18 protein-coding genes and 1 pseudogene are annotated in these 21,620 nt (G+C 57.0%); 9 read left to right on the forward strand and 10 right to left on the reverse strand.

All coding sequences use genetic code 11. The features are described 5' to 3' along the window. Positions 1-4 precede the first annotated feature (4 nt). Positions 5-1,351 (reverse strand): SrfA family protein, encoded by a 1,347-nt coding sequence (locus tag B3X29_RS21670; RefSeq protein ID WP_159339352.1) that lies wholly within the window; start codon positions 1,349-1,351, stop codon positions 5-7. 281 nt (positions 1,352-1,632) lie between these two features. Here B3X29_RS21670 and B3X29_RS21675 point away from each other — a divergent pair, with 281 nt between their 5' ends. Together B3X29_RS21675 and B3X29_RS21680 are read left to right on the forward strand one after the other, a co-directional pair. Continuing rightward, positions 1,633-3,231, forward strand: coding sequence for an ABC transporter substrate-binding protein (locus B3X29_RS21675; RefSeq protein WP_159339351.1), 1,599 nt, complete (start codon positions 1,633-1,635; stop codon positions 3,229-3,231). A 98-nt stretch (positions 3,232-3,329) separates the two neighbouring features. Continuing rightward, positions 3,330-3,563, forward strand: coding sequence for a YdcY family protein (locus tag B3X29_RS21680; RefSeq protein WP_156238843.1), 234 nt, complete (start codon positions 3,330-3,332; stop codon positions 3,561-3,563). Between the two features lies 1 nt (position 3,564). On the opposite strand, the gene B3X29_RS21685 is transcribed toward B3X29_RS21680, so the two are convergent. Beyond that, positions 3,565-4,014 carry a DMT family transporter gene (locus tag B3X29_RS21685; protein WP_103822045.1) on the reverse strand — a complete coding sequence of 150 codons (450 nt, stop codon included), beginning with the start codon at positions 4,012-4,014 and terminating at the stop codon, positions 3,565-3,567. After that, on the reverse strand, positions 4,011-4,529 hold the full coding sequence (locus B3X29_RS21690; RefSeq protein ID WP_103179695.1) for a GNAT family N-acetyltransferase: 519 nt from the start codon (positions 4,527-4,529) through the stop codon (positions 4,011-4,013). Before B3X29_RS21690 ends, B3X29_RS21685 begins: the two co-directional genes overlap by 4 nt. A gap of 150 nt (positions 4,530-4,679) precedes the next feature. On the opposite strand from B3X29_RS21690, the gene B3X29_RS21695 reads away from it, so the two are divergent. The 4 genes from B3X29_RS21695 (at position 4,680) to B3X29_RS21710 (ending at position 9,005) form a co-directional block, all read left to right on the forward strand. Continuing rightward, positions 4,680-5,255 (forward strand): helix-turn-helix domain-containing protein, encoded by a 576-nt coding sequence (locus B3X29_RS21695; protein ID WP_103822044.1) that lies wholly within the window; start codon positions 4,680-4,682, stop codon positions 5,253-5,255. Between the two features lie 65 nt (positions 5,256-5,320). Then, positions 5,321-6,361 (forward strand): NADP-dependent oxidoreductase, encoded by a 1,041-nt coding sequence (locus tag B3X29_RS21700; RefSeq protein WP_103179693.1) that lies wholly within the window; start codon positions 5,321-5,323, stop codon positions 6,359-6,361. Between the two features lie 255 nt (positions 6,362-6,616). After that, a complete protein-coding gene (locus B3X29_RS21705; protein WP_103179692.1) occupies positions 6,617-7,285 on the forward strand; it encodes a GntR family transcriptional regulator in 669 nt (222 codons plus the stop codon). Between the two features lie 181 nt (positions 7,286-7,466). Continuing rightward, the gene (locus tag B3X29_RS21710; protein ID WP_159339350.1) at positions 7,467-9,005 is read left to right on the forward strand and encodes a methyl-accepting chemotaxis protein; all 1,539 of its coding nucleotides are present in this window, start codon (positions 7,467-7,469) and stop codon (positions 9,003-9,005) included. A 33-nt stretch (positions 9,006-9,038) separates the two neighbouring features. Here the strand turns inward: B3X29_RS21710 and pqqU are convergent, their stop codons facing one another. After that, positions 9,039-11,153: a TonB-dependent receptor PqqU gene (gene pqqU / locus B3X29_RS21715; protein WP_159339349.1), complete on the reverse strand. Its 2,115-nt coding sequence runs from the start codon at positions 11,151-11,153 to the stop codon at positions 9,039-9,041. A 264-nt stretch (positions 11,154-11,417) separates the two neighbouring features. Between pqqU and B3X29_RS21720 the strand changes: the two genes are divergently transcribed. Continuing rightward, positions 11,418-12,479: a YncE family protein gene (locus tag B3X29_RS21720; protein ID WP_114314888.1), complete on the forward strand. Its 1,062-nt coding sequence runs from the start codon at positions 11,418-11,420 to the stop codon at positions 12,477-12,479. A 419-nt stretch (positions 12,480-12,898) separates the two neighbouring features. Here the strand turns inward: B3X29_RS21720 and B3X29_RS21725 are convergent, their stop codons facing one another. After that, positions 12,899-13,498 carry a TetR/AcrR family transcriptional regulator gene (locus B3X29_RS21725; RefSeq protein ID WP_156654544.1) on the reverse strand — a complete coding sequence of 200 codons (600 nt, stop codon included), beginning with the start codon at positions 13,496-13,498 and terminating at the stop codon, positions 12,899-12,901. 127 nt (positions 13,499-13,625) lie between these two features. On the opposite strand from B3X29_RS21725, the gene B3X29_RS21730 reads away from it, so the two are divergent. After that, positions 13,626-14,027: a RidA family protein gene (locus tag B3X29_RS21730; RefSeq protein WP_103179686.1), complete on the forward strand. Its 402-nt coding sequence runs from the start codon at positions 13,626-13,628 to the stop codon at positions 14,025-14,027. A gap of 54 nt (positions 14,028-14,081) precedes the next feature. Here the strand turns inward: B3X29_RS21730 and ansP are convergent, their stop codons facing one another. Next, positions 14,082-15,578, reverse strand: coding sequence for an L-asparagine permease (gene ansP / locus B3X29_RS21735; RefSeq protein WP_159339348.1), 1,497 nt, complete (start codon positions 15,576-15,578; stop codon positions 14,082-14,084). A gap of 290 nt (positions 15,579-15,868) precedes the next feature. Between ansP and B3X29_RS21740 the strand changes: the two are divergent. After that, positions 15,869-15,967: pseudogene (locus B3X29_RS21740) on the forward strand (cupin domain-containing protein); the annotation flags it as partial. On the opposite strand, the gene B3X29_RS21745 reads toward B3X29_RS21740, so the two are convergent. The 4 genes from B3X29_RS21745 to B3X29_RS21760 all read right to left on the reverse strand — a co-directional run bounded on the left by B3X29_RS21745 (position 15,939) and on the right by B3X29_RS21760 (position 21,539). Then, positions 15,939-17,225, reverse strand: a complete 1,287-nt coding sequence (locus B3X29_RS21745) for an HdeD family acid-resistance protein (RefSeq protein WP_290567516.1) — start codon at positions 17,223-17,225, stop codon at positions 15,939-15,941. The pseudogene B3X29_RS21740 and the gene B3X29_RS21745 sit on opposite strands and share 29 nt — an antisense overlap. A 2-nt stretch (positions 17,226-17,227) precedes the next feature. Beyond that, on the reverse strand, positions 17,228-18,475 hold the full coding sequence (locus B3X29_RS21750) for an MASE1 domain-containing protein (protein ID WP_159339347.1): 1,248 nt from the start codon (positions 18,473-18,475) through the stop codon (positions 17,228-17,230). Between the two features lie 136 nt (positions 18,476-18,611). Beyond that, positions 18,612-19,856 carry an MFS transporter gene (locus tag B3X29_RS21755; protein ID WP_159339346.1) on the reverse strand — a complete coding sequence of 415 codons (1,245 nt, stop codon included), beginning with the start codon at positions 19,854-19,856 and terminating at the stop codon, positions 18,612-18,614. 147 nt (positions 19,857-20,003) lie between these two features. Next, entirely contained in the window at positions 20,004-21,539 is a 1,536-nt protein-coding gene (locus B3X29_RS21760; RefSeq protein WP_159339345.1) for a methyl-accepting chemotaxis protein, read from the reverse strand. Positions 21,540-21,620: the final 81 nt, after the last annotated feature.

A 21,620-nucleotide genomic window follows, 5' to 3' on the forward strand; every position in this document is an offset into this window, starting at 1 on the left:
AGGATCACGCACCTGCCTTCCTGAATGTCAATGGAACCACGGTCTTCGCGTCGTAGCGCGCGCTGCATTCCGCCACATCACTGGTGCCGGCCTTACAGGTAATTTCCGGCATCGGGTAGCGCGAGCCGTCAGCGCAGCGGGCATGGCCCCGGGTTTTGATCAGCAGCTCGCCGTTGCTGTGCAGCCCGGAGAAGACCTCCACGCGGCAGACCACGTTGTCGCCGTGCACCACGCGGGCAGTGCCTTTGTTGTTCTGGATTTGATAGCGCAGTGAAGGCGGCTTGCCGGTGATCGGATCGGTGACATCCAGCATGACCCGCCAGCTACCGTTGAGAAAACGGGTTGAACCGGCTTTCACCTGCCCGGCGTCCATGACCAGCGCATCTTTCGGGATGGCGGCAATCACCACCGGTTCCGCAGGGGCTGGCTCTTCGGCTTTAACGGCCACCACTTCAGCCTGATGCAGCGGCAGATTCAGTGGCAGAGGCTCAACCGCGGCAACGGGTTTGGGCTCAATCGCCACCGGGGCAGCAACAGCGGTTTTGACCGGCTCGGCGACAGGTGCCTGTTTCGGCCACAGCAGCGGGGCGGCAACGGCGGCCACCACCACGGCGGCAACCGGCAGCGGCCACAGCGGAACGCGACGTTTTTTCGCCTGCACCACCGGCGCGGCAGGCTCCGGTTTTGGCTCTGGCTCGCTGGCGCTCATTACCGGCGCGGACTGCGCTTCGTAGAGGTCATTGGCGGTGATCTTCACCGTCGCCGGGGCGGCAACCAGCGGTTCATCGGCTTTTTCGAAAACGATGGCCGGGGCCGTTTCAGGCTCGGGGTCGGGCTCAGCCACCGGCGCGGGCATCGGGTCCGGCAGCAGCGAGGCGCGCAGGCAGTCGAGAATATCCTCCCGCGCGTTTTCATTGAGGTTCACAAAACCCCAGAAGGTGATCACCGGCTTGCCATCAACCAGGAAGAGGAAGTTTTCACCGGGGAACTGAAATGCTTTGGAAAGCAGGGAACCAAACAGCTGCTGGGCGGTTTTTGGCGACTGAAGCGATTTTTTGCTCAGGGATTCGACACTCGACAGGGTGCCTTCCAGCAGGCGCAGCGCCCGAAAACGCGCATCTTCATCGGCGGCTTTCCAGCTTTTAACGGCGCCCTCAACCGGTGAGTACCAGTCCACCCGGTCGCCCTCGTCATTGACCTGCGGAATGGCAAGGCAATCGACAATGGCTTGCTGTTTGCGCAGACGCAGCGCCTCACGGATTTGCAATGCTGATTCAAAAACGGCCTGTCCGCCGCCGCCAACGGCCTGAAAATCATCCAGATTGCCGCTGCGTAAAAGGGTTTTTGCCACGATTTGGTCCCATAGACTTTTTCACGCGTCTACTTTACGAAATCTGCCGGCAAACAAACGGCAGAAGAGACGGCAAAAGGGGCGATTTCTTGCAGCATTGCGGCGGTCGAAAGTGCTTGACGTTGAATGTACCTTAAGGCAAATCGCCGTCTGGCGATTGGCGGGAAAATCAGCGGAAATAACTGCTTTAGAATAACCTGATAGTGTTTCGTTATTTGCCTGTGGGCAGGTGCTGTGCTGTTATTATCGTTCTATATAATAAAACCAAACAGGTAATTAACATGTCTACAGGGAAAACTCTTCTTGCGCTGGCGTTAAGCGCATTACTGCCAGCGGGTGCCGCATGGGCGGCCAATAACGATACCATTATCTACTGCTCTGAAGCGTCACCGGAGTCGTTTAACCCGCAGATCGCCAGCTCCGGCCCGAGCTTCGTTGCCAGCTCACAGGTGCTCTATAACCGCCTGATTAACTTCGATCCGGTCAAAAATACCCCGGTGCCTTCACTGGCTGAATCCTGGACCATTTCGCCGGATGGCAAAACCTATACTTTTACCCTGCGCAAAGGGGTGAAGTTCAACAGCAACAAATTCTTTAAACCGACCCGCGATTTTAACGCCGATGACGTTATTTTCTCGGTAATGCGTCAGAAAGACCCTAACCATCCATACCACAACGTCTCTCAGGGCAACTACGAATACTTTAACGACGTCGGCCTGGATAAGCTGATCCAGGAGGTGAAGAAGATCGACGACAACCACGTGCAGTTTGTGCTGAGCGAACCGAACGCCGCCTTCCTCGCCGACTGGGGGATGGACTTCGCCTCGATCCTGTCGGCGGAATATGCCGACGCGATGCTGAAAAAAGGCACCCCGGAAAATGTCGATACCTGGCCGATCGGCACCGGACCGTACGTGCTCCAGCAGTATAAGGTTGACTCCCTTATCCGCTATATCGCCAATCCGAACTACTGGGATGGCGCGGTGCCGACCAAACACCTGATCTTCTCCATCACCCCGAACGTCGAAACCCGCCTCGCCAAGCTGCAAACCAACGAGTGCCAGATTATTCCTGCCCCATCGCCGGTGCAGTTTGAGGTGATCAAGAAGAACAAAGACCTGACCCTGCACAGCGTCGATGCGCTGAACGTCGGCTATCTGGCGTTTAACACCGAGAAAAAACCGTTTGATAACGTGCTGGTGCGCCAGGCCCTGAACTACGCCACCGACAAAAAGGCCATTATCAACGCGGTATTTATGGGCTCCGGCACGGTGGCAAAATCGCCGATCCCGCCGAATATGATGGGCTTTAATAAAGATGTGCAGGACTACAGCTACGATCCGGAAAAAGCGAAAGCGCTGCTGAAACAGGCGGGGCTGGAGCAGGGCGCGGAAGTGACCCTCTGGTCGATGCCGGTACAACGCCCTTACAACCCAAACTCGCGCCGCATTGCGGAGATGATCCAGAGCGACTGGGCGAAGGTGGGTGTTAAAGCGAAAATCGTCTCCTATGAGTGGGGCGAATACCTCTCCGGCATGCGTAAAGGCGAGCACGACAGCGCCCTGTTTGGCTGGATGTCGGATAACGGCGACCCGGATAACTTTGCCGACGTGCTGCTGGGGTGCGACAGCATCAAAACCGGCTCCAATGCTGCACGCTGGTGCGACAAGGGCTATGATGACCTGGTGCAGAAGGCGAAGCTCACCAGCGATCCCGCCGCGCGTGCGAAGCTCTACAACCAGGCGCAGGAGATCTTCTATCAGCAGGCACCGTGGATTGCGCTGGCCAACGGCAAAACCTTCTTTGCTACCCGCAGCAATATTAGCGGATACAGCGTGAGCCTGATGGGAAGTGATTTCTCGAAGGCGAAAGTAAACTGACAGAGCGCCCGGTGGCGGCTGCGCCTTACCCGGCCTGCTTATGGCACCCGTAGGCCCGGCAAGCGTAGCGCCGCCGGGCAAGCTGAGAAGGAGTGACAATGTCACATTTAGAGGATGTTACCGCCCGCGTTGACGCGACGATAGCCGAAAGCGTGATTGCACATATGAATGAACTGCTGATCGAGCTTAGCGAGGATAGCGAGTTAACCCGTGAAGATCGCTATACCCAGCAGCAGCGCCTGCGTAACGCCATCGCTCACCACGGTAAACAGTACAAAGAGGACCAGGAGGCCCGCCATGACAGCCTGACCAAAGGCGGGGTGATCCTCTGATTCAGAACTGGCGTCTGGCCACCAGCCAGGCGCCAACCACCAGCAGCACCGCGCCGCATACCGGGCCGATCAGGGCCTTGAGCGGCACCCCCTGACTGCGCACCACATCCATCACCAGACCCCCGATTAACTGGCTGGCAACCAGCACGGCGATGGTCGTCGCGGCCCCGACATACTGATAGCCGCTGATGCTGGCGAAGACAAAAAATGAGCCCAGCAGGCCGGGAATTAAGGTCCACCAGCGCACGGTGTGAACCAGCTCGCTGAACCCGGCGACGCCGTTTTTAATCAGCAAAATCGAGACAAACAAGACGATCCCCACCAGCGAGTTGAGCAGCATGGCGATAAGAATAGTGCTTGAGGTCTGGGTGATGCGTACCATCAGGGTATTCTGCACCACCAACCCAATGCCCGCCGCCACCAGAAATACCAGCGTCAGGGTCTGGTTCATCCGATGTTATCCGGTTCGCTGCGCTCATCGAGCTGAAGCTGCATAAAGGTCAGATCCAGCCAGCGGCCAAACTTAGTCCCCACCTGCGGCATCTGGCCAGTGGTGACAAAACCTAACGTCTCATGCAGATGAACAGAGGCATGATTCTGCGCTTCGATCCCGGCCACCATCACGTGCTTGCCGATGCGTCGGGCCTCAACAATCAGCTGTTCCATCAGCGCCCGCCCGATGCCTTTGCCCTGATGATCCGGATGCACATACACCGAATGCTCAACCGTATGACGGAACCCGTCAAAGGCGCGCCAGTCGCCGAAAGAGGCATATCCCGTGACCACGCCATCATGCTCGCTGACCAGCACCGGATAGCCCATCAGCTGGCGCGCCTCGAACCAGGCGATGCGGTTATCGGTGTCCACGGTGGTGTCGTTCCAGATGGCGGCGGTATGCAGTACGGCGTGGTTATAGATCTCGCCGATAGCGGCGCAATCCTCTTTAGTGGCGTGACGAATAAGCATCTGAAACCTCGGGGTGTGTTGTTCACTATAGTGGTACGCAGTGTCACAATATTACACAAACAGTCGCTGAAAACGCTACGGCATAACACATATCTTTTCGTTATGAGAAATGCCGGTTGTAATCCATTACTTTGTCTATAGTATGGCGTGATGAATATTCTGTCAGACAATATGAATCAACGGATCAGCGCGCGCATTCGGCTTGAACGCGAGTCGCGCGGATGGTCCCTGAGCGAGCTTGCCGAGCGGGCGGGCGTGTCGCGGGCGATGATCCATAAAATCGAACGCGGCGACAGCAGCCCGACCGCCACCTTGCTGGCCCGTCTCTCTGGCGCGTTTGGCATTAGCATGTCGACCCTTATCGCCCGCGCCGAGATGCAGGAGGGCAAGCTGCTGCGCTTTGAAAGCCAGCCTGTCTGGCGCGACCCACAAACCCACTATCTGCGTCGACACGTCTCGCCGCGTACCGATCTGCCTATCGACCTGGTGCAGGTTGAATTGCCCGGCAACAGCGATGTACCGATGCCCGCCTCCTCTTATGCCCTTGCGCGCCAGCTTATCTGGCTTCAGTCGGGGGAGCTGGTGTTTCAGGAGGGGGATACCCGCCATGAAATGCGGGCCGGAGATTGTCTGGAATTAGGCCCGCCGAACGACTGCCGGTTTATTAACGAAAGCGGCGAGCCGTGCGTCTACCTTGTCGTCAGGCTTAACCAGTCCGGCTCATAATGTTAAAGCGGGCAGGGGAAGATGAGGCTAGGCTCTAAGGACGTTTCTATAAAAAGGAGTGAGGTATGAGTCAATCTTCAACGCAAAATCGTCAATGGGTTCTGGCTTCTCGTCCCCATGGTGCCCCCACCGCTGATAACTTTCGTTTAGAAACCACCGACATCCCTCAGCCCGCCGACGGCCAGCTTCTGCTGCGCACGATGTGGCTCTCTCTTGACCCTTATATGCGTGGCCGCATGAGCGATGCGCCATCTTATTCGCCGCCGGTAGAGATCGGTGCCGTAATGGTGGGCGGCACCGTCAGCCGCGTTGAGGCCTCGAACCACCCTGACTATCAGCCGGGTGAATGGGTGCTCGGCTACAGCGGCTGGCAGGAGTATGAACTCTCCGACGGCAACGGGCTGGTGAAACTGGGTGAGAACCCGGAGCACCCTTCATGGTCGTTAGGTATTCTGGGCATGCCAGGTTTTACCGCCTACATGGGACTGCTGGATATCGGCCAACCGAAAGCGGGTGAGACCCTGGTAGTGGCCGCGGCGACCGGCCCGGTAGGTTCCACCGTTGGGCAGATTGGCAAGCTGAAAGGTTGCCGGGTGGTAGGCGTTGCCGGTGGGGCGGAGAAGTGCCGTCACGCCACCGAGGTGCTGGGCTTCGACCAGTGCCTGGATCATCACGCTGACGACTTTGCCGAACAGCTTAAACAGGCGTGTCCGCAGGGGATTGATATTTACTACGAAAATGTCGGCGGTAAAGTGTTTGACGCGGTGCTGCCGCTGCTAAATACCGCCGCGCGCGTGCCGGTGTGCGGTCTGGTGAGCGGATATAACGCCACCGACCTGCCGCCAGGGCCGGATCGTCTCGGGTTGCTGATGGGCACCATCCTGAAAAAACGCATCCGCATGCAGGGGTTCATCATCAACCAGGATTACGGCCACCGCATCGAAGAGTTTCAGCAGCAGATGGGGCAGTGGGTCAAAGAGGGCAACATCCACTATCGCGAACAGGTGACGGATGGCCTGGAAAATGCGCCCGATGCGCTGATTGGCCTGCTGGAGGGAAAAAACTTCGGTAAAGTCGTGATACGTGTCGCGAACAATAACGAATAGTACCAGGTATGGCGGATTATTCCGCCATACTAAACTGTGCAAATTCCAAAATAACGTCTTTAATTATACAGGCATAGAATAAACGAAACGCGGTATACAAATCGGGGTCTATTATTTTTTCAATCACACAAAGTTATGATTGAAGGTTATCTTTTGACGTAAATCAGGCATGCGATACAGGATATATCAAATACTCAGCGGTCCTTATTTAACCGTCTGTGAAATATAGTTAAGTGTGGGTAACAGGAATAGAACATGCTGGATTTGGATAATTTAGAAAAAGCTCAACGAATGAGTCTGACGATGCAGGTTGAGGTGAGTCTGAAAAGCGCGCTGATTGCCGGCGCGTTAAAGCCAGGCGCACGGCTCGTCACCAAAGATATTGCGGATAAACTCGGTACCAGTATTACTCCTGTTCGTGAAGCGCTGCTGCGGTTGGTCTCCGCGGGCGCGCTGCACGCGACCCCGGCGCAGGCTTTTCTGGTGCCGGAAGTCAGTTTAGAGCGTTATAGCGAAGTCAATGCCATCCGTAAGGAGCTGGAATGCATGGCTGTCGCGGCGGCATGCAATCAAATGTCCGACGAGAAGTTAGAGACGCTGCGCGATCTTTCAGAAAAATTTCACGAGGCGATGAGCAATGGTGAGGTGGAGCGGGCGCTTCACACCAACCGTGCTTTTCGTTTTACGCTCTATCATTATGCCGATATGCCCACGCTGATGTCGCTTATCGAACAGCTTTGGGTGCGCATAGGGCCTTGCTTCAACTGTCTGTACAATCCAGACATTGTGCTGCCGAGCCGCTCCTATCGTTATGATGAACTGCTTGATGCCCTTGCGAAGGGCGATCAGGAGGCCAGCCGTGCGGCGATTGATAAAGTGATCGACGAAGCGAATGAGATATTAATCAGGCAGTTTGTGAACTAACCGCGCCATAAATAAACGAAGCGGTAATTTCACTAAATATGACCTGTTCTTTTTTCCGGCAGACGTGCTGCTGCCGGAAAGTTTATTTATTAGCCTACTGATAAGACCAGCTTAACTATGAAATAACCCTGACCTCTGCCGATAACCTTAAAAGGCACATTCGCCTTTTAAGGAGCCAGGAATGAGTGTCAGTCAACGATTACGTAATATAAAAATGAGCAGAAAGCTCGCGGCGGGTTTTGGTCTGGTACTGCTGCTGGTTGCAGTATCGACCCTGCTCAGCGTGATGCGCTTTAAAGAAATTCGCGACGTTTACCAGCAAACCAACCTGATCTACAACATTAATATCGAAGTCTTCCAGGCCAAGATCAACCGCCTTAAATTCCTCTATACCGGTGATGAAAAATCTGGCCAGCTGATGGCGAATTATGTCAAACACGCCGTGGAACTGACCGAAGAGGCCCGTGAGCTGGAGTGGACGGCGAAAGAGAAGGCCATCGTTGACGCCATTGCCGGGCACCTGGCCCGTTTTGGCAGCAGCGTGACCGAAATGCAGAGCGCGATGATAGCCTGGAACGCCAACAAAAACGACCCGGCGGCCACCGCGGCGCTGAAAGCTGCGGAAGACAAAGTCAAAACCGCTGGCGACGACAGCAGCGCTTCAATCCGCGAGATCATTGCCCTGGTCAAGACCCATAACGATTCGCTGGCCTACAGCTCCAGTACCATCACCGCTATTATTGGCGTGGCGGCGATCCTCTTCGGCATTCTGGTCTCCTGGTGGGTGACCCGCCAGATCACCCGTCCGGTAAAACAGAACCTGCAATTGGCTGAGCGTATCGCCAGCGGCGATCTCAGCTCCGATATCCGCCCGCAGGGAGAAGACGAACTGGGCAAACTGACCGGAGCGATGGGACGGATGAACGATAAACTGCGCTTAATGATTGGCGAGGTGCGCAGCAGCGTGGCGCAGGTGTCGCTGGCCGCCAGCGAAATTGCCGAAGGGAATACCGATCTCTCCTCGCGCACCGAGCAGCAGGCTGCGGCAGTCGTGCAGACCGCCGCCAGCATGGAAGAGCTCACCGCCACGGTGAAGAACAACGCCGATAACGCCCGTCATGCCAGCCAGCTGGCGGCAGAGGCCTCGCAGACTGCGACCCAGGGCGGACGGGTGATGCGTGACGTGGTCAGCACCATGAGCGATATCAACACCAGCTCGCAAAAAATCGCCGATATCACCGCGGTGATCAACAGCATCGCCTTCCAGACCAATATTCTGGCCCTCAACGCAGCCGTGGAAGCGGCGCGGGCGGGAGAACAGGGGCGGGGCTTTGCAGTGGTGGCCAGCGAAGTACGCAGCCTCTCCCAGCGCAGCTCTCAGGCGGCGAAGGATATCGAGCAGCTGATCAGCGAGTCGGTCTCCCGCATCTCTACCGGCAGCGAGCTGGTGGCGAAAGCCGGACAGACCATGGAGCAGGTGGTGGATTCCGTCACCCGCGTAAATGACATCATGGGCGAGATCTCTTCGGCTTCGGAAGAGCAGAGCCGTGGTATTGAGCAGATCTCCCGGGCGGTGATGGAGCTGGATACCACTACCCAGCAGAACGCCTCGCTGGTAGGCGCCTCGTCGACGGCGGCAGGAGCGCTGGAAGATCAGGCCCGTCTGCTGGAGTCGCTGGTGGCGGCGTTCCGTCTGGAACAGCGCGCACAGATGGCGTAAAAAAAACCGGCAGCCTCGGCTGCCGGTTTTTTATCACTCGAAGCGGTACGAGACGGAAAGGCCCACCCCGTAGTTACGCCCCGGTGCCGGTTCGTAGTAACGCCCGTTGGATTCGTTCACAATCACCGAGCCGACATACTCTTTGTCGAACAGGTTATCCACGCGACCAAAGAGGTCCATGCCCCAGTTGCCCATATTCAGCTTATAGCCGGTGTTCAGACCCACAACGGTATAAGAGGGCGCTTTGGCGGTGTTTTCGTCATCGGCTTCGATGTCGCTCATATAGCGTACATCCGATCCCGCATACCACCCCTCGACAGGCTGCCAGCCAAAGGAGGCATAGCCCATGTTGCCGGCAATGCCCGGCATCCGGTTGCCGTTACAGTCGCCATCGCCACAGACGTTGGTGCGGTAGGTGGCATCCAGATAGGTCCACGCCATTTTCAGCTTCCAGTTTTCAGCAAACTGCTGATCCAGAGAGAGCTCCACCCCCTGACGGCGGGTTTTACCGGCGTTCTTGTAGCTGGTGCGGCCGCCCGCGCTGGCGTCAACGACGATCTCATCGTCGGTATCGGTGCGGAACAGCGCCGCGGTGAACAGACCATTGCCGATGCGCGTTTTGCTTCCCACCTCGTAGGTGTTGTTGGTGGATGGCTTGAGACCGAAGTTCAGGCCGCTCTGGTTATCGGAACGGTAGGAGAGCTCGTTGATGGTCGGGGTCTCAAACCCGCGGCCTGCGGCTGCATAGAGGTTCCAGGCGTCGGTCACGCGGTACTTCAGCGCCCCGGCCGGAAGCCATTTGTGGTAGCTGGCCTCGCCGCTGTCGTCGCCGTTAGCGCCCTGCACATAGTGGTCGTTCGAGTCGAACCAGACGGAGCTGTAGCGCACGCCCGCATCGAGAGAGAGCTTCTGCGTCAGCTGCCAGTTAGTTTGCAGATAAGGGTCAACGTTCCACATCAGGTTACGTTCATCGCGGCGTTTCGCCCCTTTGACGCCGTAGTCCGGCACCCCGTTGTTCATCACGAAGTTTTCATATCCGCGACGATCTTCGCTCAGGTTTTCGTAGTTCAGGCCGGTGGTAAAGGTCATCGGCACCAGCAGCTCCCCGCGGTGGGTCCAGCGGGTATCGATGCCCTGGTAGTGACGCTGCATGTCGATCACGCCGCCAGCGTGAGTAGGGCGCAGCTGCGGCTGGTAGGGAATCGACTGGTACTGGGTCATCTCGCGTTCACCGGCGTAGGCCATCACGCTGAGGTCGTCCTGGGCGCTGAGCTGGCGCTCATAGCGCAGGCCGGCCTGGGTCTGCTTGATGGTCTTACGGGTGTTGTACTGATCGCCACGCGGTGACTGGCGCGGGTTGTCCCGCCACTCCTGATAGTCCAGCCCGCCGGGATCGTTGGCTTTCATATCCACGCTGTTGAAAATCAGGCTCAGCTTGCTGACGTCGTCGATGCGCACGCCCAGCTTGGCGTTGGCGAGATTTTTACGCGCCCCGCTGTGGTCGCGATAGCCATGGGTGGTGAAGCGGGTGGTGGAGACGGTGTAATCCACATCCCCCGGCTGGGTGCCGTCGCCCATCGCGCCGGTGGCCTTCAGCCCGTAGCGCCAGCTGCCGTAGCTGCCGTAATAGCTGCTGGCCTCGACGGTGTTCGGCTCACGCCCGGTTTCGGTGGTCATGTTAACCACCCCGCCGGAGGCGTTGCCATAGAGGGCGGAAAACGGCCCGCGCAACACTTCTACGCTCTCAATGCTGTTGAGATCGATATTCGAGGTTTGCCCCTGACCATCCGGCATCGTCGCCGGGATACCGTCCACATAGAGGCGAATGCCGCGCACCCCGAAGGTGGAGCGGGCGCCAAAACCACGGGTTGAAAGCTGCAGATCCTGGGCGTAGTTCTGTCGGTTCTGGATCTGTAATCCCGGCACGCTGCCGAGGGATTCAGAGAGGTTAATCCGCGGGGTCGCATGACGTATATCCTCGCCGTTAACCACGCTGACCGCTGCGGGGGTATCTAACTCAGAGAGCGATTGTGGGGACGCGCTGACGATCATGGTCTGTTCGTCGGCCGCCATCGCCGCGACAGGGGTTAAAACAGCAGGAACCAACAGCAGGGGGAGCGTTGCCCTGCGGGCAGAAAAGATTTTCATGAATTAAAAAACCGCTTAAAAGAGAGACGAACCAAATGGAACATGTGCGGGTATGGTAAATCTTTTGTAAATATTTTGAAAACCAAAACAGCACATAGCGTTAACCCAAGTGTAGGTTAAATCAGCGAATAAGCTTGATGCGATCAAGAATTACTCCACATTGAGATAAATAATGATTACTATTCTCATCCATAATCAGGCGAAGCGATGACTTTGCCAGCCGGAAGCGATGTCAGCGGTACCATTTACTCGAAGGGAGTTGTTATGAATTTACGTCACCTGTGCTCGCCGCGTCTGCGTAGCTCACTGCTGTTGGGGTCTTTGCTGGTAGCCGGTTCTTTTAATGTTCATGCCGCAGAAGAGATGCTGCGTAAAGCGGTGGGCAAAGGCGCATATGAAATGGCCGTCAGCCAGCAGGAAAATGCTCTATGGGTTGCCACCACCCAGAGCCGCAAAATGGATAAAGGTGGGGTGGTCTACCGCCTCGATCCGCTGACGCTGGAAGTGACGCAGGCCATTCATAGCGACCTGAAGCCGTTTGGCGCCACCATCAATAACGCCACCCAGACCCTGTGGTTTGGCAATACCACCAACAGCGCGGTAACGGCTATTGATGCCAAAACCGGTGACGTGAAGGGCCGTCTGGTGCTTGACGATCGTAAGCGCAGCGAGACTGTGAAACCGCTGCAACCGCGTGAGCTGGTGGCGGATGACACCACGAACACTGTCTATATCACCGGTATCGGCAAAGAGAGCGTGATTTGGGTGGTGGACGGCGAAACGCTGAAGCTGAAAGAGACCATTACCGGCACCGGCAAATTCAGCACCGGCCTGGCGCTGGATGCCCAGGCGAAACGTCTCTACACCACCAACGGCGACGGCGAGCTGGTGACCATCGACACCGCGACCCACAAAATCATCGCGCGTAAGAAGCTGCAGGACGACGGGAAAGAGCACTTCTACCTGAACCTGAGCCTGGATGTTAAGGGCCAGCGTGCGTTCATCACCGATTCTAAGCAGCCGGAAGTGCTGGTTGTCTCCCTGAAAGATGGCAGCATCATCAGCAAGGTGGCAGCCCCGGAATCCCTGGCGGTGCTGTTTAACCCGGCCCGGGACGAAGCCTACGTCACCCACCGTGAAGCGGGCAAGGTGAGCGTGATTGACGCCAAAACCTACAAAGTGACCAAAACGCACGACACGCCGACCTTCCCGAACAGCCTGGCGCTCTCCGCCGACGGCAAAACCCTGTACGTGACGGTGAAGCAGAAGTCGACCCGCCAGCAGGAAGCGACCCAGCCGGATGATGTGATCCGTATCGCGCTGTAAGGTTGGTTATGCCGCCCGATGGATGTTAAACCCCAGGCCCGCGCAAGCGCAGCGCCGCCGGTCAACGAGGACGAGTGCGGTCTTTATGCCGGGTGGCGGCTGCGCCTTACCCGGCCTACCAACAGCCAAACCGTAGGCCCGCGCAAGCGCAGCGCCGCCGGGCAACGAGGACGGGTACGGTCTTTATGCCGGGTGGCGGCTGCGCCTTACCCGGCCTACCAACGGCCAAACCGTAGGCCCGCGCAAGCGCAGCGCCGCCGGGCAACGAGGACGGGTGCGGTCTTTATGCCGGGTGGCGGCTGCGCCTTACCCGGCCTACGAATGTATGCGGGTTTTGTAGGCCCGCGCAAGCGCAGCGCCGCCGGGCAACGAGGACGCGTACGGTCTTTATGCCGGGTGGCGGCTGCGCCTTACCCGGCCTACGGAGCAGGACGCTGGCACAGGCCGCTTGCCAGGTGCGTAAACACCTTAATAATGTCCGGCAGCGCCTTCTGCGGGTCCTGGCTGGCGGCGATCCACAGCGCGGCATTCATGGCGGCGCTGTTTAACATATAGGCTGCACTGCCCGCATCCACAGGCTTAATCACGCCGCGTTCGAGCATCTTGAGGATGCTCTGGCGCGTGGATTCAAGGCAGCTCAACTGACCGGGCCACTGGGCGGGATCGCCGAGAAAAGCAGGGCCATCAAGCAGCACGATGCGTCGCACCTCCGGATCAAGCGCCATTTTGATATAGGCGATCCCCTCCGCCAGCAGTCTTTCCCAGTCATCTTCCACCCCGGCGGCCTCAGCCTTCGCACGCTGCGCCATATCTCGATCTATCTGGTCGACAACGGCGGCGAGCAGCCCCTTTTTATCACCAAAATTGTGGTACAGCGCCCCGCGGGTAAGGCCGACGCTTGCGGTTAATTCATCCATGGATGCGGCGGCAAAGCCGTTTTCCGCAAAGGCTTTTCGTGCAGCCATCAGCAGTTTTGCACGGTTCTCTTCCATCGTTTCGCTGCGGCGTCTGGCAACCATAAGCTCTCCAATTTCATTTGACATACGCGGCGTATGTGATATTAATTTGACATACGCCGCGTATATTAAATCATCTTTACGCGCTGCGCGTTGCCTTTTCCAACGTTAATACAATACAGGATACCTTATGATCCAGCGCGAACCGGTTTTCCCCGCCAACCGTCATGCTCTTTATGAAGCACACGGTTATTCTGCCGCCATCCGTTCCGGCGATTTGCTGTTTGTTTCGGGTCAGGTGGGAAGCCGCGCCGATGGCACCCCCGAGCCCGATTTCGCCGCTCAGGTGCAGCTTGCGTTTGATAATCTGAAAGCGACCCTTGCCGCGGCGGGGTGTACCTTTGACGATCTGATTGATGTGACAACCTTCCACACCGATCCTGAGAATCAGTTCCCAACGATCATGCAGGTCAAACAGGCGATTTTCCCGCAGGCCCCTTATCCGAACTGGACCGCCGTTGGTGTCACCTGGCTTGCCGGATTTGATTTCGAAATTAAGGTCATCGCGCGCATTCCTGCTCCGGTTGCGTAGGTTCCGGGGCAAAAAAAAGGGAAGGCATCTGCCTTCCCTTTTTTATTGAAGCGATTAACGCGCGGTCTCTTCCACCAGCGGAGCGTCATGCTTCTCTTCATCCGGGTGCTTTGGCGCGGTGCTGTGGACCGCATGCACGCGCTTGCGCACACCAAACCAGCCCGCAACCAGCAGAACCGCCAGCAGCGGGATGGTGGCGATGGTGTAGGTGCCGTTCGGGTAGTCAAACGCCATCAGCACCAGCACGCTGAACAGGAACAGCAGGGTCAGCCAGGAGGTGACCGGCGCGCCCGGCATTCTGAAGCTTACCGGGGCGGCGGTGCCTTCTTTGATCGCCTTACGCAGACGCATCTGGCACACCACGATGAAGGCCCAGGAGGCGATAATGCCCAGCGCCGCAACGTTTAAGACGATCTCAAAGACCTGGGACGGCACCAGATAGTTCAGGAATACGCCGAAGACGTAGACCACCAGCGTCGCCAGAATGCCCGCATAGGGCACCTGCTGTTTGCTCATTTTCGACATAAACTGCGGCGCAGAGCCGCCCATCGACATGGAGCGCAGAATACGCCCGGTGGAGTAAAGGCCGGAGTTCAGGCTGGAGAGCGCCGCGGTCAGCACCACGATATTCATGATGCTGCCCACGTACGGCACGCCGAGCTTCGAGAAGAAGGTCACGAACGGGCTCTGGCCCGCCTGATAGGCGTTCCATGGCAGGAGCAGAACCAGCAGCACCACGGAGCCGACATAGAAGAGGCCGATACGCCAGATCACGCTGTTGATCGCTTTGGGTACCGTTTTCTCCGGCTCTTTACATTCGCCCGCCGCGGTGCCCACCAGTTCAATGGAGGCAAAGGCGAACACCACGCCCTGGACCAGCACCAGGGCAGGCAGCAGGCCGTGCGGGAAGAAGCCGCCGTTATCGGTGATCAGGTGGAAGCCGGTCATGTTGCCATCCAGCGTTTTACCGCTGCCGAGGAACACGGTGCCCACTACCAGGAAGATGACGATCGCCAGCACTTTTACCAGTGCAAACCAGAACTCCATCTCAGCGAACCACTTCACGCCGATCATGTTCATGGTGCCGACAATCGCCAGCGCGCCAAGGGCAAACACCCACTGCGGCACATCGCCAAACGCGCCCCAGTAGTGCATATAGAGGGCCACGGCGGTGATATCCACGATCCCGGTCATCGCCCAGTTTACAAAGTACATCCAGCCCGCCACGTAAGCGGCTTTCTCACCGAGAAACTCGCGAGCGTAAGAGACAAAGCTGCCGCTGGACGGACGGTGTAACACCAGCTCGCCAAGCGCACGCAGAATAAAGAAGGAGAAGATACCGCACACCAGATAGACCAGTGCCAGAGCCGGGCCAGCCATCTGCAGACGTGCGCCTGCACCTAAAAACAGCCCGGTACCGATAGCGCCGCCGATGGCAATCATCTGCACCTGACGGTTGCCCATCGCCTTGTGATAGCCCTCTTCGTGGGCGTTCAACCAGCGACGTTTCGCAGCGTGATGATCGGCTGCGCTTTTATTGCTTGTTTTCATTGAGTTACCTGTTTGCCTGTCTGAATCAAGAACATCGTGTCCATAACCGGCGCTCGGCAATACAAACGATTGCTCTCGCGCGGAAATATTCTGCCTTTCCAGTCATTCTGCGTATGGATAAGGCAAAACATGGCGAAGCATCCTACCTGCAATTAATAAACGACGCAAAAAATAACGGCGTGAAAGTGATGCAGATGGAATGATTATTTGCGTCCAACTGGATGCGGATTACCTGTTCCTGAACGATAAACGCCCAGGCATACAGACCACATGTGTGGCAGGCGCATAATGAGGCCGCGATGACCCATATCGCCATCGTCGAAGCGGTGAACGGCAGCCCGGTGGACTGGCTGGAGAAAGTCACCGACGAGCACTATCCGCAGATGTAGAAAATCTGTTTTTGATAAAGGCGATCAGCGAAACGCCATTGGGATGCACGATGGCGTGCAGCGCCCGGGTATAGTCCAGCACCAGCCCGGGCGTCCAGGCCATATTGGTGGCGCGTTTGCGCAGCTGCGCGGCGATCCACAGCTCCGGAATGAGCAGCAGCCGCAAAAAACCGCCCCGGGTACAGCGCTCTTTCAACACGCCATCCAGAGCCGCTTCAAGGGCATACGCCACGCTGCTGGAGCAGTTGCGCCAGGTGAGGTTATAGGTTTCGGTCTGGCGGTACTGCGCCCAGAAACTGTTAAGCGACGCCGCATTAAAAATGGAGAAGTGGATTTTGCGGTTAGACTCGCACCAGATCCCCGCCTCATAGCGATAGTCAGGTTGGTATTTCCCCGCCACGGTATTCGCTTCAACCGCTTTGAGCAGATTAAAAAACTCGGAGGGGGAACGGTCGATCTCCGCTGCCGGATAGAGGCTGATGTAGAGGTGGGGAGGGCACTCCAGCGCCGCATGGCCGGTGGATATCACCCCGTTGGCATCCACGGCGGCGATATAGCGGTTAATGACCGGGCGCGGCAGGGGCTGCTGTTTTGCCGATCCTTCCGGGGTCCAGACATGGACAATCAGCTGATTGCCCGGCGTGTTTGTCACGGTGGGGGGCAGCGCCTCGCGCGGGGCGAGAATATCAAACACCGAGCGGCCATGACGGACCTGCCGCATCCGCAGGGAGAGGAGCACCGACTGCACCCCGCCGGTGAGCATGACCATGCCGATAAACTGCGAGACGGTGCCATCATGCTGCGTTGGAAAGGGCAGGAACAGAAAAATGGCGAACAGGATCTGTGCCACCCCGGCGAGCAGCGCTCGCCGCCAGTGGGTAAAGCGCACCACCACGGCAGAGGCGATGGTGAACAGGCCGGTAATGAAGTACGCCAGCCCAAAGACGATGGCCAGCGCCAGCGTGCCGTCGTGGCGTCCGGATAGAATCAACATGGCGATGAGCAGGAACAGGCCGCCCTTGAAGTAAAAGATGCCGCGCTGGGTTCCTTTCGCCGACGACCCCAATGTCAGGGATACCAGACTGTCGAGCAGCAGAAACAGACCAAAGATATGCAGCGGAAAGTGCAGCCCGCCCTGCAAGCCATCGATAAAAATGGCCAGCCCAAGCCCGCCCCAGAGCACGCCTGCCAGCATAAAGTAAGGTGCCGCTTTACGGACAAATGTCGCACCGGCGAGCAAAAAGGCGATCTGCAGCATCGTTAAACCTCCTCCTGCGGCGTGGTCTGGAACAGGCTTCCTCTCTCGCCGGACCAGAAGGCGACAATTACCGGGCGATCCTTATCCGCCATCAGCAGCATATTGCGCTCTGTTATCGATAGCGGTGGGCGGTCCGCCAGCGCCAGGCTGAAACGAAAGGGCTCGGTTACGGGCTGACCCTGCGCCACCGCCTGCCAGCGGGCAACCATCTGTTGCTTCTGCTTTGCATCGGGAACCCGGGCGAGCAGGGCTTCCCGGCTGGTGAGAGGGGCTAATACGGCACTGAGGCGCGGGTCGGCATGAGACTCCCAGACCAGACGACCGCTTTCAGGATCCAAAGAGTACGCCACGCCCTGAAAACGGCCATCCCCTGGACGGTGTGTTTTCTGGGCGCGGATAAAGACCAGCAGCAGGGCGGCCGCGGAAAGGTAGCACTGTGCCAGCAATATCGACTCTTCCGGCATCAGGCGGGCAAAATAGAAGGGACCGGTCTCCCGCCATGAGGCGTAGATAACCACCGCGCTAAAGAGAATGAAGGCCAGCGACGCCAGACGATTACCGCACACCACGGTGGTAGCGGTCAGCAGGATCAACGGCAGGCAGGCGAGGGAGTAAATCAGGGCGATATTGTCGCCGCGATCGGGCACGTCGCTAAAGATGAACAGGGTCGCCAGCAGTATTGCGAACACTAAACAGACCCCGAACAGCGACTCGCGCCGCGCCGCTTTATCCCCCGGGGCCAGCAGGCCCATCAGCGGCGGGGTGACAAACAGCGTGCCGGTGACGTTGGCGCCCCAGGCGAGCCAGAACCAGCTCATCTGAAGGGTGCCGGCAAGAGAAGAGAGCCAGATCGCCCCTGCGAGCGCGTTCAGGGTACTGAAGACGACCGTGGCAATCGTCCAGGTGACGATCTTATGCAGCCGATCGTAATGCCGTGAAAAGTAATGCACCGACCAGGCAATCCCCAGATGGCTGGTCAGTGAAAACGCCCCCAGCGCCAGGGAGACGTGAAAAGTATGGTGAAAGGTGAGCCCCAGCACCAGACGGGCAATAAACAGAACCAGCCACAGCGCGAGCCATTGCTTTTTTGGACTCAGCAGAAAGGCGGTGACGGCAACACCTGAAGGTAGCCAGATAAAAGCCGTCCGGATGTCGGGGCCGTCGAGACAGAGCGACAGCCATCCCAGGAGATAGTAGAGGGCACCCCAGGCGAGTAAGGAATACGCTGACGTCAGTTTCGCTGCTTTCATCCAGGCTCCCGGCGGCGGTTATCGCTTTAAAAAGATATGACCTTTTCGCCGGGTTAGCCATTTTTGCGGTGATCGGTAAGGCGTATTAGTCAAACCCCCGATCTCATGTCATGCACCCGATATTCACGCGTGTTGTTCAAATATCTGAGTGCTGTTCTGCCTTTTTGGGGGATGGGTGTCGGAGAGACAGCAATACGGCAGCTAATGTCAGTAACGGAATACCATGAAAAAGGACAATAACCAGCGCGGGGGTAAACCAGATATAGAATGGCGCGACAATTAACATACCCACGCCAAATCCGGTCATCTGCAGCAGCGTCATCAGGCTAAAAACAGGCAATCGTAATGATTCAGGCTCGCGTTGAATACGCGAGATCAGACTGACGTCCGCCAGACCATCTCCCACTCCGGCCACTGCGATAAACAGCAGTGCCAGCGGAAGGGCTGTCTGTTGAAAGGTAAAGATAAAGCCAAGGGACATAAACGCCACGCCATAAAAAAACAGCCGATCTGTACGCATCTCGCAGCGCACTAACAGGTAGTTTGCCAGACGCGCCCCGGCGAATTTTCCACTGGCCCAGACAGCCAGCAAAAGCCCCATTGTTTTCCCGGCTGATGCGGGTGTAAAAAGCGCAGAAATGATGGGAAAGCCTACGTTATGGGCAGCACTGCCCAGGGTATCGGCCATGGTTACCAGCAACATGCCTGCTAACAGCGGAGCCGTCCGCAGCCCTGTGACCAGATTACGCCACTCTTTACGCTGCTGTGTTGACTCATCAGCAACAGGCTGCACCAAAAAGCGTAACGGCAGTACGCACAAACCCGCCACCAGATAAGTCACAATATTCGCAGCAAACACAATCTCGTAGCCGCTGGTCGCCAGAAGAATACCGGATACAAGGCTTCCCGTCACCGCCCCCGTCGCAGAGGCAGAGGTTAACCAGGCGTTTGTGGATACACGTCGGGACTCATCAATCCACAAGGGCAGCTGACTGTTAAGCCCGATAGCGAACATCGAATTTCCCAGTCCAATACCCAGTGCAATCAAAGGCAAGATATAAAGCTGAGTCGCCGCAGGCAAAATTAACAGCGAGGCTAACAGCGCAGCGCGTATTACATCAAAAGCCACTAAAGGCAGACGGCCATGAAAGCGGCGAAAAAAAGGCACACCGACAGCACTTGCAATGATGCCTCCTGTCACCCGGCAGGCCAGAAAGATACTCACATGCGTTACGCTCTGGCTCAGCAAATAGACATAGGTGGACAGCACCACCATATTCAGGAAAGCACCAAAATCAGAGATAAACCTGGCCGTAATGATTAAGCCGCTATTTCTGGCGGAACGGGTATTCACTCTTTCGTCTGGCAGTCTATCACTCATTCAGGTTGCCCTTGTGGAAAACAGCGACAGGTATCTGTCTGATTATGCATGGTTTAACATATTCTTAACCCAGATGCGCTTTCCATCAAGTCATCTTCAGTTGGCGTGCAACCACCGTCTGTTTTTTATCGTCTTACCCCATCACTTTTAGCCGCCAAACACCGCAATCGCCTGTTGCAGGCGGGTGGTGCGCTGGGTGAGGTGGTTGGCCGCCTGGGTGACATGCTCGACCATCCCGGTATTGTTATGGGTCATTACCCCGATACGGGAGATGGACTCATTAATCAGGCTCAGGGCCTGGGTCTGCTCCTGGGTAGCATGTCCTATCTCCTTAATAAGCGATGACATATTCAGTACGTTGCCAATCATGGTGGTCAGCTGCGCTTCGGTCTGCGCTACCATATCCACCCCGGCATTGACGCTGGCGACGTTTTTCTCGATAAGCGCGGCGATCTCCTTTGCCGCTGACGCCGAGTGCTGGGCCAGATTGCGTACCTCGGCAGCCACCACCGCAAAACCGCGTCCGGCTTCTCCGGCGCGGGCCGCTTCCACCGCAGCATTGAGCGCCAGAATATTGGTCTGGAAGGCGATCCGGTCGATCACTGCGATGATATCGACGATCTGGCGGTTATCCTTTGATACCGACTGCATCACGCCGATGGTTTGCTTCATCACGGCTTCGCCACGGTACGCGCTGGCGCTGGTCTGGTCCGCCATCTGGATAGCCTGTTCTGCCGTATCTGCGGTCTGCTGAACCGCGCTGGCTATCTCTTCCACCGCCGCGGCCGTCTGCTGGAGATCGTCCGCCGTCTCTTCGGATCGCGCCTGCAGGGCATCGCCTTCCTTCGCCACCTGCTGGCTGATAGCGCGGATGCCGCTGATTTGCGTTCCCACATCATCCACCAGCGAATTGAGGTTTAAGCCGGACTGGTTAACCAGCCGCATCATTAAGCCTATTTCGTCGACACGTTCAAAATGGGTAGAGTCCGTTTTGCGCCCGGAAACCACGCACTGCATCTTTTTGACGATGGTTTTTAACGGGCGACAAATCTGGGCATTAAGAAACAACCCCAGCAAAATAAAGAGGAGCCCCAGCGCCGCAATTTGAATTAAGCCGCCGGGGAGAGATAAAGAAACAGCAAAGGCGAGCAGGGCGGTTATCCCAAGGGAGTAATTAATCCGTTTTGCTGTGCTGAGACGTTTGAAAAGCGAGAGAAAGGAAAATAGTCCCCGGCGAACCAGCACCCCTTTATAAAAGCGGTGGCCTTTTACCTGATTATTACGCACCCGCTTATAGAGCGCTTCACTGGCATCAATCTCATGGCGCGCGGGAATATTGCGCACCGAGATATAGCCGGTAAGCATGTCATTCTGATAAACCGGCGTCACGTTGGCGCGCACCCAGTAGTGATCCCCGTTGTGACGGCGGTTCTTCACCAGTCCCGTCCAGCTTTCACCCGCTTGCAGGGTAAACCACATATCGGCAAACGCCTCCGCGGGCATATCCGGATGGCGGATCACATTATGAGGTTCACCAATAAGATGTTCTTCTTTATAACCGCTGGCATCAATAAAGGCCGAGTTCGCGTAAGTAATATGGCTCTGGATATCGGTGGTCGACATTAAGGTCGAGCCTTCGTTAAGCAAATACTCGTTTTGTGTAACGTAATTGTTACGCCTCATAAATTACTCCAGGCTGATGTCTGCGTAAATAAAAGCCACCCGAAAAAGATTCAGGTAAGGTTGTATATTATTTTAAATAGT

The sequence above is a fragment of the Leclercia sp. UBA5076 genome, from assembly GCF_002416465.1.
Classification (GTDB): domain Bacteria; phylum Pseudomonadota; class Gammaproteobacteria; order Enterobacterales; family Enterobacteriaceae; genus Enterobacter.